The sequence below is a fragment of the Vibrio sp. QJM3NY_21 genome (genome assembly GCF_057785975.1).
On the sequence record NZ_CM173513.1, the window covers coordinates 1,998,653 to 2,015,119 of the forward strand.

Here is a 16,467-nt window from a genome sequence, read left to right on the forward strand (position 1 = left end):
AGCCTTCATATGTTTACGATAAATAATAAAATTGGATTTTATAAAAACAATTTGATCAATAAGAACTTTTGTAAACTTTGAATTACATACTCTAAAAATAAATCTCCCTGATAAACTTGTCATAAATCCAAATGCTCTTCCAATCTTGATTCGCAACACATGGCATTAGCGTGTTGCATATAGACTTCCTATAAAGCCGTTGGGAAGAAGGAGTTTATATTAAAATCAGGAACGAAAAATGAACCAACAACGTCAACTAAGCTGGAAAATAGCAGCTATTCTAGGTACATCTTTTGGCTTTACTGCACACGCTGCAGAAATGGTCAGAGTCGATAATGATGCATTACTACAACAAAGCCTCGTCGCTCAGTCGAAGAGTGTTGCCCCACTAGAATTAGGTTTTTCTGAAGTAAAACGGGTGGTACTGCCCAATGGAAAAACCAAAGTCCGCTATCAACAAACTCACCTAGGTTTACCCATCTTTAATACTTCGGTCGTGGCCACCCTTTCCAAGAACCAACCCACTCAAGTGTTCGGTTCAATGGCACAGGGGATCAGTGGTGACCTATCCAGCATCGCGCCAAAACTGAATCAAGAGCAAGCGATTGAAGCCGCATTGTCTGCTCATCGCACGTTTACCGTCGGCAAAAAGTCCATTGAAAATAAAAACGCGAAACTGATGGTGAGACTGGATGAGAACCAAGTCGCCCAAGTGGTGTATCTGGTCGATTTCTTTATCGCGTCCTCTATGCCAGAGCGCCCTTTTTACTTTATTGATGCCACGACTGGCGATGTGCTCCAAAAATGGAATGGACTAAACCACGCTAAAGCATTAGGTACTGGCCCCGGTGGCAACCTCAAAACCACTCGATATGAATATGGCAGCGACTTCCCTAGCTTTCCCATCGACAAGACAGGCACAACTTGTACGTTAGAAAATGATTCAGTTAAGACAATCGATTTGAGGAACGGAACCTCCGGCACCGCAGCCTACAGTTACAACTGTGCCGACGGCACCAACTACACCGATCATAAATACATTAACGGGGCTTATTCGCCTCTCAACGATGCTCATTACTTCGGTAATGTCGTATTCGATATGTACAAAGAGTGGATGAACACATCGCCTTTAACTTTCCAACTGACAATGCGCGTTCATTACGGTACCGACTATGAAAATGCCTTTTGGAATGGCTCATCGATGACCTTTGGGGATGGTGGAAGCACCTTTTACCCATTGGTCGATATCAACGTAAGTGCTCACGAGGTTAGCCACGGGTTCACCGAGCAAAACTCCGGCTTGGTGTACCAAAACATGTCAGGCGGTATGAATGAAGCGTTCTCCGATATTGCGGGCGAAGCGGCTGAATACTACTTACGTGGCAATGTGGATTGGGTGGTCGGTAGCGACATATTCAAGTCTGAAGGTGGCTTGCGTTACTTTGATCAACCTTCAAAAGATGGTCGCTCGATTGATCATGCCTCTCAATACTACGATGGTTTGAACGTTCACTTATCTAGCGGTGTTTACAACCGCGCCTTTTACCTTTTAGCGAACAAGTCTGGCTGGGATGTGCGTAAGGGTTTTGAGATCTTCACGGTCGCAAACCAATTGTATTGGACGGCAAACAGTACCTTTGACGCTGGTGCTTGTGGTGTCGCGAAAGCCACAGCTGACATGGGTTATGTGGTTGCCGATGTTGAAGATGCCTTTAACACCGTCGGTGTGAATGCAAGCTGTGGTGTCACACCTCCAACTGGCAATGTATTAACGAAAGGCACACCGATTGCGAACCTAAGCGGGAATCAATCTTCGGAGAGCTTCTACACGTTCACCGTTGATTCTGCATCAAGCGTGACGGTTTCAATGTCTGGTGGTTCAGGTGATGCCGATCTCTACGTGAAATCAGGCAGTAAGCCAACGACATCAAGTTACGATTGTCGCCCTTATCGTGCTGGAAACAACGAACAGTGCAGTGTGAGCGCGCAACCGGGCGTGACCTATCATGTATTACTGCGCGGATACTCAAACTACTCAGGCCTAACATTGCGTTTAGATTGAGTTAGAACGAGCCTCTTAAACAGGTTATAAAACGAAGAACTAGCGGTTAACCGCGAAATAAAAACCTACTCACGTTGAGTAGGTTTTTTCATGAAACACCAGTGTAGTTAATAATATTGTAAATTATTTACTGATACGTTTATTAATTTATAAATATCAAGGTTACTTAGGTATTGTTTTATAAAAACAGTTTAAATTGAGATCCTGTGCTGCACAACGAAACAAAAATGACTGACTAACTTTTGAACACATTCACGTTACTGATAGGTTAATCCTTATAGGGCAAATGCTCTATTAATGATAAAAATTAAAATAAGGATTATTTATGAGACCATCTTTTTCTATCAGTATGGTGCTTGCAACGACAGTGGTTGGCTTCCAGTCTTTTGCGCAAAATATTGAGACAACTGATTCATTAGGTATTGCAGAAAGTAGCGCAGCGCAAAAGCAATCTTTGGCTTTACAAATCAGCGAGCGTTATTCCGATCTTGAGCTTTCCCTAAAGGCTCAAATTTCAGAAAAGAACTTGTCCACGCCTGTCGATAAATTGAGCTCTACTCAGCCCTACTCTGCATTTTCAAGCAGGATGCAGAAAGCGGACCTTGGTTATCGCAAGATGAAAGGGATCAACGACTTCAGCAACTCTGTGTTAGAGGTTCGCATGGCCGATGAAACGATGATTGAAGCCTGGAAAAACGGTGAAAGCCCATTATTCGCATTTGAACCATCAGGTGATGATTCGAATTGGCAATACATTGAAGCGTATGACGTGTACGGACAGGTTCATGAACTAGATGTGTACCAAATGCCAGACGTCCCAGTATTTGTCGTCGATAGCAACGATGCTGAAGAGCTCAAAGCAGGCTTAATGGCAATGCAGGCTGAAATGCAGAAGCTGGGTACAACAACGCAAATTAATTCAGGCTCCAAAAACACAAGCAGCAACAGTGAAAGCCGCAGCACTAAGACACAAACATTTATTGGTAAGGCTACGCGCTCCATGGCTATGTCAGAACCTGAGCCGTTGAATACCACTCAGTTAAAAAAGATTCGTTTGGCTGTAGACCAAGAACCGTGGATCTCTGGCAAAGCTGAAATCTACGCCATTGTGACAGGGGTAGATTCAAGCCGCTTAGAGCCACAAATAGATCTAGTAGAAATGCCTTATCTGGACTACGACAAACAGACGTACTACCCAAATCAAACGGTCATTTTCTGGCCTCGCTACCGCTGGGGCGCTGCGGATATGATCTTAATGGAGCACGATGATGGCACAGACTATAAAGCGCTAGCAAAGCTCTTGGTTCAAGCCGCAGAAGAGATATTGAAGATGATTCCTGATCCTGAAGTTCAGGGTTATGCGATCATCCCTCAGATCACCGGTAAGATTATCGATGTAATTCCTGATGGCGTATTAGTCAATGATGATGACTTTGTGGACGTGTACTACACCTTAATGCAAAACACCTCTTATGTTGATCACCCAGGTGCCGGCGGAAATGCAGTAGCTTCGTTCGCCCCGGTGACTATCTCTCCTACAGAGTAGTTGGTACTTTCTTGATTAGGGCTTTCTCGGTTAGGGCTCTGCCACACAAGCCCTAACGCTTCGTTATTCGAGATGACTCAGCGTATATACCTCGTGTAAATAAACTTTAGGTATATACGCTTTTATGGCTTTTATTGCTTTTAGCTTAGGGCTTTGGGCTTTGGGCTTTTAGCTTTGGTTTTAGGCTTTAGGGAGCATGCAGAGAGGACCAATTATAGGGAGTAATCAAACACGATGATGTCGTCTAACAACGGACGAAATACATCTTTCAGCGCATCATGCTCTGGGTGCGGAAGATAGTTTTGACGCCCCGCTTCATCTGCGAACGTCATTAAAACGGAATGGGTATAACCTTGGTTCTTGTTTTCTGGGCTGTCATTCAAGCCCCACTCTACCGAGTCAACACCTTCCACCTTACTGGGCATCGCTTCAAACAGTCCTTTCAGTTTCTCTATTTCAGAAGCTTCAGCCTCTTCTTTAAACTTAATCAGCAAAATATGACGAATCATTCCCGTTTCTTTTTGAGTCATTCCTTGTCCTTTTCGAATCGTTCGCTTACTGGCTTGTAATGCTTAACCAACACCTAATAGCGATCTAGAGTTAGAGTTAGAGTTAGAGTTAGAGTTAGAGTTAGAGTTAGAGTTAGAGAACAAAATGCCACACGTTACACAACATGCCAAGGCTAGATCACTAGGGTTTATAAAATACTCCAAATCCCAAAACAAAAAATGCTGCACCCGAGGGCGCAGCATTTCTTATGACAATGATAGTAAGGTTAATACATTAATCTCGGCGGCCATTCAACTGGATCGCTTGGTCTTGATCAACGTTCTTTTGGAATTTTATTCCACCATTAGCGGCTTCATTTCTTCCTTCAAGAGTAGGGTTAGACTCGACACGCTCTGCGTTTACCTGGTTACCCTCGCTTCTTGTCATATCGATGGTTCCTGTATAAGTTCCATCAGCAGCAAAAGCAGTATTCATTGAGATAGCCATCAAGCCTAGTGCGATTAACTTTTTCATACATCACCTCTTATGATTTTTTAATATTATATTTGTTTGGTTGTTGAGTTTATTTGTTGAAATAACTTTAGCAACCGAATATCAGCTTTTCGAGGAAAACCAATATTTACTAAATGGAAACTCGTTGAAAAATCAAAGAAATAGTTCACATCTTGACGTTGTGCTGTCTTAAAAACTGGCAGTGATGATTATGATATTAGAGTCAGATGGTCTTTAGGCTTTCACTGCGCCAAAGATTAGCATCGTTATCATCTAAGCAATTCGGAGTGCTTGTGGACATCAATCTCGATATTCAGAATATCTTGGTCATCAAACGTATGTATGAGCTTCGTAATGTTGGCTTAGTTGCAGAATCACTAGGAAAAACCCCAGGGGCGATCAGTAAGAACCTTTCGAAATTAAGAGTACAACTGGACGACCCACTGTTCATTCAAACCAAGCATGGTTTCGAACCAACGACATTTATTGAAAACAATATTGATAATTTTGAGCAGATACTAAGCAGTGTCGAGGCGATAAAGCATCAAGAGTTCTGCCCTGTATCTTATCAGGGAGATGTAAAAATCTACGCCAATACACTTTTTTGGGAGCGCTTTGGTTCTAAGCTTTACCTCACTCTGAGTAAAGAAGCCCCGCATGTTCGCTTCTCACTGGAGAGATGGAGCACTAATGTAAAAAACAGAATCATCGAGGGTGAAGACGCAATAGCCGTTCACTACTTTGATGAAAGCCTGCCGCAGTCCATTTCACAGAAAGAGATTGGAAAAGGAAAAGTCGTATTCTTTGTGAGAGAAGATCATAAAGCACAAAGCTTTAAATCGCTCGTCAACTATCCAATCATCTTATTTAAAACCCCGGGTTGGAATGACAATAAATACCCTATTCTCGATCGCCTTCGAAATATCGGATTTCATGTCGATCCAAAAGTGGAAGCCGATCACCCCGCAATGATCCACGATATTGTGCTGAAATCCGATTATTTTGGAATCACCTTAGATGGCAGTGTGCCAGAAGGGTGTCGCAGCATTGATTTACCAGAAAAGCTCACGATTGATGTGAGTTATGTGATGAGTTGCCGTCGTTCTCAGAAAGATGCTCCATTGAATCAGTGGTTGTTCCAAATATTGAAGTCGACCCTGGAAAACAAACAAGCGTAGCCTCAATCAATCTGCTCATGCTCAACCTCCCACGATTTCACTTCCCAACTTCCGCAAAAGAAAAGGCTCCCGAGGGAGCCTTTGATTATGTTTCTAGTGACTATTCGCTTATGTTTTTATTTTAAAATGCTTCTTCGAGCGTTTGTTCATTCTTTTTTCCTGCTTGCTTCTCGCTTATTTCTACCTCTTTCAAGCGCGCTGTAAAGTGTCTTAACACAGGCGGTTCATAGGTAAAGTCGAGCCCTTTTACTTTCCCAGCGTTCTCTTTCACTTTTTCGAATGCTTCGATAATGAAATCCATGTGGGTTTGTGTGTACGTCGCTCTAGGAATAGTAAGACGCAATAGCTCCGCAGGGCATGGGTGCTGTTCACCTGTCGCTGGATCGCGGCCTTGCAGCAATGAACCAATCTCAACCGCTCTAATACCTGCCACTTTGTACAGTTCGCACGCCAAAGCATGTGCGGGGAACTGACTAGCAGGAATGTGTGGAAGCAGTTTACCCGCATCGACAAATGCAGCATGACCGCCGGCTTGCTGGCACACGATACCCATTGCTTCTAGTCCATCAACAAGGTATTGAACCTGACCAATACGGTACTCTAACCAATCTTGACGCATGCCGTCATACAGGCCAACCGCAAGACGCTCCATCGCGCCACCTTCTAAGCCACCATAGGTTGGGAAGCCCTCTTGAACTACACACAGTGTTCGACACTCTGTGTACACATCCATGAAAGAATCGTCTTTGAAGCACAACAAGCCACCCATTTGCACCATCGCATCTTTCTTTGCAGACATCGCTAAACCATCCGCGTATTTGTAAGACTCACGCGTGATTTGCTCGATTGTCCAATCTTGATAACCCGCTTCGCGCTGTTGAATGAAGAAGGCATTTTCAGCGTAGCGTGCAGAATCCATAATCACTGGAATATCGTACTTCTGAGCCACGTCATACACAGCTTTCAAGTTCGCGATTGATACCGGCTGTCCACCAGCAGAGTTACAGGTAATGGTACTCACGATGTAAGGAACGTTGGCAGTTCCCGCTTCTAAGATCGCTTCTTCCAGTTTCACAACGTCGAAGTTGCCTTTAAAGTCGGCATTGACTGAAGTATCGAACGCTTCTTTGGTGTAGACGTTTTTCGCTACACAACAGTTCACTTGAGTGTGACCTTGTGTTGTATCGAAGAAGTAGTTAGACAGGGCGACCATTTTGCTGCGATCCAATCCCTTTTCCATTTCACGCTTCTTGATAAGAACAGGAATGTAGATCTGCTCGGCTCCACGCCCTTGGTGTGTTGGAATCGTCAGTTGGTAACCAAAAATATCTTTCACTGCATTCGCCAACGCATAGTAACTTCGGCTACCACTGTAAGCTTCATCACCCATTAGCATCGCAGCTTGCATGCGTTGGGTGATAGATCCGGTTCCGCTGTCTGTCAGTAAGTCGATAAACACATCATCACTATCCAGTAAGAATGGGTTCATGCCCGCGTCAACAATGGCTTGCTCACGATATGCAGAGGTTGTTCTTTTTACTGGTTCTACAACGCGAATACGAAACGGTTCTGGTAGATGCTTGAAGTTTTCCATAATAGTACCTTTCAACAAATTCAGCCTAAACGAGAAAAGCCAAATTCATTATTTTTAAATGTCACGAGTCATCACCATTAATTTAATTTAACGCACGATCACTCTCGTGATAATTACGATGAAAAATTAATAGCTAGAAATAATTTATTTAATCAATAACGTATTGATTAGGATCCAATTAATAATAACTAAGAGATAAGAACCTCATGCACAACAACACAAATAGCGGCCGCATGGGTTACGAAGCTTCTTAAATACAAAATTAACAGGATTGGCAAAGCTCAAAGACTCTGCTGGCGCGTGACGCCTAGAGGGTACTACTCTGAAGAAAGGAGAAACGAGAGCTGGTGATCTAAAGTATACCAAGCTAACAAGGTTAGCCATGTGGTTGATTGCCATTTCAGATACATGTTCACAATATATCCCTACGTTGAAATCAAGGTGATCCGAAATTTAAATATAGTGTAATTGTTTTATAAATACAGCGAAAGAAAGTATAAATGTGATCAATATTTAGAATGGCAATTAAATACCATAGCATGGTATATAAACTGTGAATTCCATCCGTTTATATACTATTAAACTAGTTCGTTGAGTTACTTAATAATATCGAATCTCTTTTAAACTCAATACTTATCTAATAAGGGGCGAAGATGGCTGTTTTCTAAAAAGCTATCATCTAATAAAGCCAAGCACTAAAAATCGCCGATCTAGAATAGCTAAGTTCTGATGAGCCTCAAGCCCCACCAGAACCGTATTAGCAGTGAAGACTTACTTTTTCTTCACAACTTGCTTGATGGCCATTTCAGCCAGTTTTGGTGTCGCTGCTTTCAATGCACTTGGTGCGACCTTCTTACCGGCCTTCACTACTTTGTTCAGTTGACCTTTAACCGATGTTCCCCGTTTCATTGCCTCCAAACGTTGGCGGTTTCTTTGCACATTATTAGCATCAGCTATGCCTTCGATTAGCATCTGCTTGAGTGCTTCTAAACCAAAAATCGTCTTTTCTGGCGCAATAGCGAGCGGCAACACGATATCAGACTGCAGCAATATATGGTTGTATTCGAGTGCTTGAGCAATGATCTTCGCTTTGGCCGATGTTGGGTTCTCTAAGTCATACGGAGGCTGCCACTCATCAACAGGCTTTAATCGATCGACCTGATTCACAACCGAAACAACGATTGGCTTCTTGCGTGAGATGTTTTTAGGATCGTCATAGAAAGCATCAAACTTGCCCTTCAATTGCTTATCCAGTTCACGAGCCGATTGATTGGCTTTAAGAACCCAAAGCACAACATCGGCTTGGGTCATCTCTTTAAGCATCAGAGCTTCGGTTTTGGCATTGCCATCCAGCCCTTGAAGATCAACCACTCGAACATCATTGTCATCGACAAACGCGTTGTATACGGTTGAAGTGTCGGTTGATGGCAATACATCCACCTCGGCTACGAGCTCCTGCTTGAGCGCATTAATCAGTGACGATTTACCTGAGCTTGTTTGCCCCACCAGCACAATTCTTACTGGCTCTAATTCTGGTGCAAAGCGTTGTTCATCTATTTGAGAAACATCAGACGCTCTTAATGCTTCATCTTCAATGCTGAATCGACCGCTATAGAGATCTATCGCTACCGCAGCCACCTCATCGAGTAAGGCTTGTTTCGCGGCGTATTGCATGTCATCCACCACGCCTTTGGTCATAGATGATGTCGCTTGCTCTCGACCTAAATCAGAAACAACTTTTAGCGGGTTCAAATACAGATTCTTAAGGTGATTGCCCCAGATAGCGGCTTTAACGATCTTCTGCCCTAGCTCACCGTACTTGTCATAGGCTTCGTAGCCCGCTTTGATATAGGAAACCTTAAGATACTCAATTCCCGGTATATGTTCCCGTACCACTAACTTGTATCGTCGGCTCACTTCTTCAAACAGCTTCAGCCCTTCAGGGATTGAAAAATCGAGTGATTTCTTATCAAACTTTTTGGCGACGAACTCAAGTACCTCTAAACCGGTTTGGTCGAGATTACCCCACTCGATGTCGACCATTAACTGTTGTCGTACATGGTGTTTCGAGTCGTTCCAGATTGATAGCTCTGCTTGAGACCATTCATCAGACGCTTTAACCAGCGCATCATTGATGTCTGAATTCTTGGGCGATGCTCCAGCTTCAGGCTGATCGTCACTTTCATCATGTGAAGAAGAGTCGCTATAAGTTGGTTTACGCGAAGAGCGGCTAGAAATGAATAAAGGAATCGTGAACACCAAGGTACTCACCGCAATGGCAATCGACATTTCCAATAGGTAGCCATATTTGATCGCCAAAAAAAGACCAAAAGCCATCATGATGATGCTCGGGAAGATGGCCGAAATCAGAGCAATACCCCAACGTCCACTAGACAGAACGGCCAATAATCGAAATAGGTTTCTAATTTTCTTCATAGCCCGACGCCGCCTTACCTTTTTTCAGGGATTCTTTGTAAATCTTTTGCATCTCTTTTTCAGAGACTTCTTCGCCTTTGTTCTTATGATAGAAGTAAAAACAAGCCGCGCGACCTAAACCATAGCTGGTACCGAAACTCATGGCGGCGGCTGCAACCGCTCCGACCGTTTGACCATAAACCGGAATCAACTTTATCAGCTGTCGAGTGCCCAGCTTCATTCCGTATTGCAAAGCAAAGCTGCTTCCCAGAGTGCCTATCAACTCAGTGAAGACTCTCTTGTTCCATTCGACCCCATATTGGTTTGCCAAACTGTGAAGCATTTTCGCTTGAATCGCAGGTACAGACACTAAGCCAACACCCGGAATCAGGTCGCTCGCCGCTGCGCTTCCCGCGTACCAAAGCACTTCGTTTTCGACTTGGTCAAAGTTGGCTTCTTCTTGAGTGGAATGCTCTTTGTCTACCACCATCATTCCAATAACAGGAAGGATGTTGGTCAGCTTTTCTAACAAAACGTCATAGTTGTAAACTGAGCCACTGTTATTGCTCAAGTCATCCGTTTCGAAATCCACCGCAACCGATTCCAATCCCTTACCCCAAACCGTTTCTACTTGGTTGATGTTGAATTGAATTTGTCTTGCGCGGTCTGTTTCATTGGAAGACAAAACTGCAGTATGAACAAGCAACAAGTGTTTAATTTTCTTTTGTTTCTTAATCTGTTTCAGAGCTGTAAGTACGGCAGACTGTTCAGGCTCATCAGCTTTCATCACCACGACTAACGCATTACCCGCTTGGCCGATCTCTTCTAGATCCTCTTTAGGATCATAATCCGCCTCACCCAACCCTCTGGTATCGAGGAATCGCATTACCGGCTTAATTTGAGGAAACTCATACGACATTGCCGTCATAGTGCATGGAGCAAAGCCATTCCCCACTTCAATAGAGGAATCACCCGTGACCGCTTGAATAAACGATGACTTGCCCGCTCCCGTTTTCCCCAACAGCCACAGCGTCGGCAGATGCTGACGTTGGTATTCCTGAGCCTGTGTGAGGTCTGGATTCTTACTCGGATTGATGAAATCTTTTATTTGATCAAACATGGTTGGCTAACGCTCACTTAATCTTGAAATTCGGGGTGGTGACAACGCAATACTAGCTTATATAATCACAAATCCTATTAGACTTATGTTTGTTCAGTCGCACAGGTTTACAATACCTAAACACTTGTTTTTATGTGCACACTTATTTTGTATACACGCTTTTTTATACGTGCGTGTATCACTATATTGATTCACGCATCGAACGAACAACAAACACAGAGAAGTAAAAGGTAAGTATGGAACAAATCTATTTGGCGGGCGGTTGCTTGTGGGGTGTACAAGAATTTATCAAATACGTTCCGGGTGTCATCAGCACAGAAGCAGGCCGTGCGAATGGAAACTCCGCACAGACACCAATCGATGCCGTAAAAAGCAATACAACAGAAAACGGTACATCAAATAATAGTGACTATGATGGCTACGCGGAGTGTGTCCAGATAGAGTTTGACCCAAGCATCACTTCAGTAACCATTCTGATGGAACATCTGTTTGAGATCATCGACCCATACAGCGTCAATAAACAGGGCGTCGATGTGGGTGAGAAATATCGCACTGGTGTTTACAGCACTAATGCCCTGCACTTAACTGAAGCTGAGCGCTATATTACCTCTCGCGATGATGCAGACCGCATTGCTATCGAGATCTTACCATTGACCAGTTATGCCGCCAGTGATGATATCCACCAGCATCACCTTAGCCAGTTCCCTGAAGACCACCACTTGTGCAATATTCCTTGGGATCTGCTGCATAAGTATAAATAACAGTAGTCACGACGTAAGATTGAGATGGTCACGACGTAAGATCGATAAAGCCTCAACAAGCATTACCCGTTGAGGCTTTTTAAGTTTTAATGACCCAGACAGCTATCGTAAATTTGTTTGATAGCTCAAACCATTAAGCGTTTAGCGTTTAGCATTAACCAATAAGTTACTTAGTCGTATTCTCAAGCACGTAATCTGGACCCGCTGTTTCAGCCGTCACTAACGCAAGTTTAGACACGTCTGCACCTTCGCCTTGGTAAGCGTTAATGCCGTTCTCAACCGTCATTTTTGGCAGCTCAACTGAGTAGCTCGAGATCTGCTCAGATGCTGTCACTTGGCCAACATATGTTTCATTGTCATACGTTGCGTTCACTAACGGATAATCTTCCGTTGCGCGAACACTGACAAACTCTGGAGACTCTGAATTGTCGACAACGTTATTATTAAACGCGATATCAACACCGGCATAAATCTTTTCAACTTCGGCATTATTGAACAAGCTCACACGGTGAGTTTGATTGCCATAGATAATGCCCCACTGTGTATCAACCAACGAGTTGTTCTCGATGGTGATGTTTTTAGGCGTCCACTGTTTGTTAAGCTCTTTGCCTTTAACCGACTGATCTAGCTCTTCGCCGTTTGCCACATCAATGATACCTGTATTAATCACGATACCACCACGTAGGTCAGCATTGCCTTCAATCACACCGTCACGTCCACGTATATTCGCAATGTAGTTATTACGGATAACATGGTCTTCATCATAGATTCGAATGCCACCAGTTAAGTTCTTTTTATTACCTAGAATAATGTTATTTTCAACACTACTTCCTTTACCATGACGCAAAGAAATCAAAGCAGAACTTTCAAAAATTGTATTACCAGAAATTGTGTTGCCACCCGACTTAACTGAGACAAGCTCGCGCTCGCCATCCATGTCGATCATCAAGTTATTAACGAATTTTGAATTGGAATCCCACTGAGAGGATTTTGAATCACCAATACGAAGTGCTTCCCAGCTATTGCCGTTGTAACGAATCGCTTCTTTGATGTCGAATTCATTAAACTGATTCGGTTTCTGGTCCATGAAGATGTTATTAGCAATCAAGTGATTGTCTGCAGAATCATCTTTTTGTACACCAATCAACGTACCGCGCTTTTGTTTGCCTTCAAAGCGATTGTTAATCACTTTGCCGTCTTTACCCCACAGAGAAACCCACAGGTATCTCGGGTATTCGGAACGACGCTCATCCGGTTGATATTCATAAGCGTGGTTAAAGTAGTAAAAGGTTGAATTCTGTAAAGTGTTGTTGTCGCCCATCATTCGAACGCCGCCAAATCTTTCGTTTGGACCACCTTCGGTAAAGACTAAGCCATCTAGCGTGATGTCATCACCTTTAAGTTCAAACTGAACTAGGCCAGTTAACCATACAGAACCGGCTTGCTCTGCTTTAACGGTAATGTCATTCGCGGTAATAGTTATTTGACCTAAGTTCGCGTATTTACCGTTAGGAATAACAACTTCGTCGCCATCTTTTAGGTTTTCAAATTGTGCTTTAAGCGCGGCTACTTGCTCTTCTGATGCAACATTTATTGTATTGCCATCCACCTCAGTTAAGCGGTCACTACTCAATAAGTAACTACGGTCGATTTCGCTAATAGCAGGCGTAGCTTGTTCAGCGACACTGACTACCGGTGCTGTTTTTTCTTGTGTTGTACAGCCTGTTGCAAAAGCGAGCGTGAACGCGCTAATAATGCTTACCGATAATAGTTTTTTGTTCATCGTACATCTCACGTTAAAGTTTGGATTATAAAAATGACGACCACCCATTTAGGTGGCCGTGATGTTATTTAGGATGCGTATTAAATTAGCCTTCGGCTGGAGTCACTTCGTCTTGTTGCTCGACTTTGTCATCGACTGCTTTAACAAGTAACAGACCAACAGAGAACACAATCAAGCCACACAGAACGAATACCATGCGTCCCCACATTGGGTTTGGCAGTACAAACATAGTCATTACGCCCACACCCGCTACCGCGATAAGTGAACCCAACATACGACGTTGCTTGTTATCCAGTTTCTTCTGTTCATTACTTTCAGCAACTAATGGTGTCGCTAGGTTGTTGAAGAACTTGTCTACGTCTTTCTCACGGTGCGCCGGTAATGGCTTGTAGAACAGCGTTGAAAGAACAAAGAAGCCAGCAGTAAATATGATGTGACCGATAAGACCGATAGCCACTTTTAGGTCAGACCATTCACGGCCTGTCAGTTCATTCAAACCGAACCAGTTTTGGATCATGTCCGCTGTGATAACGAAACCAACGAAGTAAGAAACCACACCACCGACTACTAGCGTGCCCCAGCCAGCCCAATCCGGTGTTTTACGGATAAAGAAGCCACAGAATGCTGGAATCGTCATTGGGAAGCCGATCAACGCACCCACGTACATCATGGTGTCGAAAAGGCTCAGACCTTTAAGAGAGTTAATGAACAGAGCAACCAAGATGATCGCGATGCCGAAGAAAGTAGACGTGAGTTTAGAAACGACCATTAGCTCTTTCTCTGTCGCTTTAGGGCGAAGAATCGGCTCGTAGAAGTTCTTAACAAAAATACCTGAGTTACGGTTTAGACCTGAATCCATTGAAGACATGGTTGCAGCGAACATCGCGGCAATCAGAAGGCCAACCATACCTGCAGGCATGTACTCTTGAACGAAGTAAAGGTATGCGAAATCAGCGGCTTTGCTGCCAGCTTCAGGGTAAGCGGCTGCTAAATCAACACCTTGACCAGCCATGAACCAAGAAGGCATGAACCAAATGATTGGACCAAGCGTCATCAGGATACAGGCAAGTAAAGCTGCTTTACGTGCGTTGTTTGAGTCTTTCGCTGCAAGATAACGGTAAGAGTTCAGCATGTTGTTCGTGATGCTGAACTGCTTCAAGAAGATGAACACTGCCCAGATGCTGAAGATGCTTAGGTAATTAAGGTTATCACCCGTAATGAATGAATCGGTTGGGAAGTCATTGATGATTTGTGTAACGCCGCCACCGTGGTAGACCGCTACTACAGCACACGTTACGGTCACTGCCATAATGATAACCATCTGCATAAAGTCAGATGCGATTACTGCCCATGAGCCGCCTGTTACTGACATTACCAATACAACCAAACCCGTTAGGATAATCGTTGTCGTCATGTCAAAGCCGAAGATACCCGATGCGATGATCGCAAGGCCGTTCAGCCAGATACCCGCAGAGATAACGCTGTTTGGCATGCCCGACCAAGTAAACACTTGCTCATTAACCTTACCAAAACGCATACGAATCGCTTCAATAACCGTCACAACGCGCAGTTGGCGGAACTTCGGAGCGAAGTATAGGTAGTTCATCAAGTAACCAAATGCGTTAGCGATGAAGATAATCGCTACTGCAAAGCCATCAGTAAAGGCTTTACCTGCTGCACCAGTAAATGTCCACGCACTGAACTGGGTCATAAATGCGGTTGCACCTACCATCCACCACAGCATATTACCTCCCCCACGGAAGTAATCACTCGTCGTACTTGTAAACGTTCTGAACATCCACCCTATTGCAATTAAGAATAGGAAGTAGATGCCAACTATCAGGGTATTGAGTTCCATCTTGAGACCTTTTATTTATGTTTTTTTGTTAGGTTCACTATAGATAGATGACAAGTATATTTGTACTACAATAACTTAAATGCGTGACGACGATCTTAGACTATTACACACTAATAATCATACAAGTGATCGAGTTCAAAGTTGCACCGTTCGAGAGCATAATTCATCAAGCCAGTGCAGTCTCTGGCAACCAAAGTCTTTATATTGAGGCGAAAAGCCCTCTAAATGTGAATTAAATCTCAAAAAAAGACTAAATCATCATTAGAAAATTTTAATCGTAACTAGAAAATCCACGACCAGACCTCATAACAAGCATTTCATATAATTTATAAAGATGATTCAATCCAACTCATTTGTATTACAAATATGACAATCTTAACGTCCAATTTCGCTTTAAAAAGTTCCCTTTATTAGACCGTTAATAATGCAAACTTGAAAACCATTATTAGATACTGACAGTGGTTCTCGGAAGTGAAATGCTTTTAACACACCAGTTACACTTTCCCCTCGTCCATTAAAAAGGTGTCATTATGAAGAAATACGTTCCAATCTTAATTGCTCTTAGTACGGTATCTTCTATGAGCTATGCAGCCACCAGCGATGATGCTGTTGACTACTTACAAATGCGCAAAGGTGTGGCTTATCAAGTAAACCACTCAAAACCCTTTACTGGTCAATTTGAAGAGAAGTTCGATAACGGCCAAGTCGCGACCCAAGCCCAATTTGCCGATGGCCTAGAACTTGGATTAGAAACCAACTGGTACCCAAATGGCCAAGTTGCCTCTAAAGTGAATTACGTTAAAGGTGAACTGCAAGGTAAGGCCGAGACATGGTATCCAAACGGACAGAAAAAAGCGGAGCTCAACTATAAAGACAATGAACTGTCGGGTGTTGCCTCTCGCTGGTATCCGAATGGCGAACAAAGCTTAACAGCCGAATACAGTGACGGGCAAAAAGATGGATTGGTAACGGACTACTACCCTAATGGCAATAAGGCCAGCCAAGCGAAATTTGATGAAGGCGAAGTAGCAAACGGGAAACTCACTCGCTGGAATACTAACGGAGACAAGGTTGAAGAACTGACCTTTAAAGACCACAAAGTCACGTCTAAGCAGGTTTGGATGCCGACGGAAAGCTAATACTAAAAA

The 16,467-nt window shown here is 43.4% G+C and carries 12 protein-coding genes; 5 read left to right on the forward strand and 7 right to left on the reverse strand.

What is annotated here, in order from left to right:
* Positions 1-238 precede the first annotated feature (238 nt).
* Both AC3CID_RS09030 and AC3CID_RS09035 read left to right on the forward strand, forming a co-directional pair.
* The gene (locus tag AC3CID_RS09030; RefSeq protein WP_488526420.1) at positions 239-2,062 is read left to right on the forward strand and encodes a M4 family metallopeptidase; all 1,824 of its coding nucleotides are present in this window, start codon (positions 239-241) and stop codon (positions 2,060-2,062) included.
* Positions 2,063-2,387: 325 nt separating this feature from the next.
* Positions 2,388-3,608 (forward strand): DUF3103 domain-containing protein, encoded by a 1,221-nt coding sequence (locus AC3CID_RS09035; RefSeq protein ID WP_488526421.1) that lies wholly within the window; start codon positions 2,388-2,390, stop codon positions 3,606-3,608.
* Positions 3,609-3,820: 212 nt separating this feature from the next.
* Here the strand turns inward: AC3CID_RS09035 and AC3CID_RS09040 are convergent, their stop codons facing one another.
* On the reverse strand, positions 3,821-4,138 hold the full coding sequence (locus AC3CID_RS09040; RefSeq protein ID WP_054547427.1) for a Dabb family protein: 318 nt from the start codon (positions 4,136-4,138) through the stop codon (positions 3,821-3,823).
* Between the two features lie 253 nt (positions 4,139-4,391).
* Positions 4,392-4,631: a VPA0252 family protein gene (locus tag AC3CID_RS09045; protein ID WP_114633641.1), complete on the reverse strand. Its 240-nt coding sequence runs from the start codon at positions 4,629-4,631 to the stop codon at positions 4,392-4,394.
* 272 nt (positions 4,632-4,903) lie between these two features.
* Here AC3CID_RS09045 and AC3CID_RS09050 point away from each other — a divergent pair, with 272 nt between their 5' ends.
* Positions 4,904-5,788, forward strand: coding sequence for a LysR substrate-binding domain-containing protein (locus tag AC3CID_RS09050; protein WP_488526422.1), 885 nt, complete (start codon positions 4,904-4,906; stop codon positions 5,786-5,788).
* 121 nt (positions 5,789-5,909) lie between these two features.
* Here the strand turns inward: AC3CID_RS09050 and tnaA are convergent, their stop codons facing one another.
* From tnaA to AC3CID_RS09065, 3 genes are all read right to left on the reverse strand, one after another.
* The gene (gene tnaA / locus AC3CID_RS09055; protein WP_488526423.1) at positions 5,910-7,382 is read right to left on the reverse strand and encodes a tryptophanase; all 1,473 of its coding nucleotides are present in this window, start codon (positions 7,380-7,382) and stop codon (positions 5,910-5,912) included.
* 771 nt (positions 7,383-8,153) lie between these two features.
* Positions 8,154-9,818 (reverse strand): GTPase family protein, encoded by a 1,665-nt coding sequence (locus AC3CID_RS09060; protein WP_488526424.1) that lies wholly within the window; start codon positions 9,816-9,818, stop codon positions 8,154-8,156.
* The gene (locus tag AC3CID_RS09065) at positions 9,805-10,917 is read right to left on the reverse strand and encodes a YcjF family protein (RefSeq protein WP_488526425.1); all 1,113 of its coding nucleotides are present in this window, start codon (positions 10,915-10,917) and stop codon (positions 9,805-9,807) included. Before AC3CID_RS09065 ends, AC3CID_RS09060 begins: the two co-directional genes overlap by 14 nt.
* Before the next feature lie 236 nt (positions 10,918-11,153).
* On the opposite strand from AC3CID_RS09065, the gene AC3CID_RS09070 reads away from it, so the two are divergent.
* On the forward strand, positions 11,154-11,678 hold the full coding sequence (locus tag AC3CID_RS09070; RefSeq protein WP_488526426.1) for a peptide-methionine (S)-S-oxide reductase: 525 nt from the start codon (positions 11,154-11,156) through the stop codon (positions 11,676-11,678).
* 166 nt (positions 11,679-11,844) lie between these two features.
* Here the strand turns inward: AC3CID_RS09070 and AC3CID_RS09075 are convergent, their stop codons facing one another.
* Complete coding sequence (locus tag AC3CID_RS09075) at positions 11,845-13,461, reverse strand: polysaccharide lyase 6 family protein (RefSeq protein ID WP_488526427.1); 1,617 nt, start codon at positions 13,459-13,461, stop codon at positions 11,845-11,847.
* 85 nt (positions 13,462-13,546) lie between these two features.
* Entirely contained in the window at positions 13,547-15,319 is a 1,773-nt protein-coding gene (locus AC3CID_RS09080) for a sodium:solute symporter family transporter (protein WP_065204759.1), read from the reverse strand.
* Positions 15,320-15,849: 530 nt separating this feature from the next.
* On the opposite strand from AC3CID_RS09080, the gene AC3CID_RS09085 reads away from it, so the two are divergent.
* Positions 15,850-16,458 carry a toxin-antitoxin system YwqK family antitoxin gene (locus tag AC3CID_RS09085; RefSeq protein WP_114633646.1) on the forward strand — a complete coding sequence of 203 codons (609 nt, stop codon included), beginning with the start codon at positions 15,850-15,852 and terminating at the stop codon, positions 16,456-16,458.
* Positions 16,459-16,467: the final 9 nt, after the last annotated feature.

Excerpts from the sequence above, each read along its gene's own strand:
- AC3CID_RS09040 (WP_054547427.1), bottom strand. The coding sequence starts at position 4,138 with ATGACTCAAAAAGAAACGGGAATGATTCGTCATATTTTGCTGATTAAG.
- AC3CID_RS09030 (WP_488526420.1), top strand. The coding sequence starts at position 239 with ATGAACCAACAACGTCAACTAAGCTGGAAAATAGCAGCTATTCTAGGT.
- AC3CID_RS09080 (WP_065204759.1), bottom strand. The coding sequence starts at position 15,319 with ATGGAACTCAATACCCTGATAGTTGGCATCTACTTCCTATTCTTAATT.
- AC3CID_RS09085 (WP_114633646.1), top strand. The coding sequence starts at position 15,850 with ATGAAGAAATACGTTCCAATCTTAATTGCTCTTAGTACGGTATCTTCT.
- AC3CID_RS09065 (WP_488526425.1), bottom strand. The coding sequence starts at position 10,917 with ATGTTTGATCAAATAAAAGATTTCATCAATCCGAGTAAGAATCCAGAC.
- AC3CID_RS09060 (WP_488526424.1), bottom strand. The coding sequence starts at position 9,818 with ATGAAGAAAATTAGAAACCTATTTCGATTATTGGCCGTTCTGTCTAGT.
- AC3CID_RS09045 (WP_114633641.1), bottom strand. The coding sequence starts at position 4,631 with ATGAAAAAGTTAATCGCACTAGGCTTGATGGCTATCTCAATGAATACT.
- tnaA (WP_488526423.1), bottom strand. The coding sequence starts at position 7,382 with ATGGAAAACTTCAAGCATCTACCAGAACCGTTTCGTATTCGCGTTGTA.
- AC3CID_RS09070 (WP_488526426.1), top strand. The coding sequence starts at position 11,154 with ATGGAACAAATCTATTTGGCGGGCGGTTGCTTGTGGGGTGTACAAGAA.
- AC3CID_RS09075 (WP_488526427.1), bottom strand. The coding sequence starts at position 13,461 with ATGAACAAAAAACTATTATCGGTAAGCATTATTAGCGCGTTCACGCTC.
- AC3CID_RS09035 (WP_488526421.1), top strand. The coding sequence starts at position 2,388 with ATGAGACCATCTTTTTCTATCAGTATGGTGCTTGCAACGACAGTGGTT.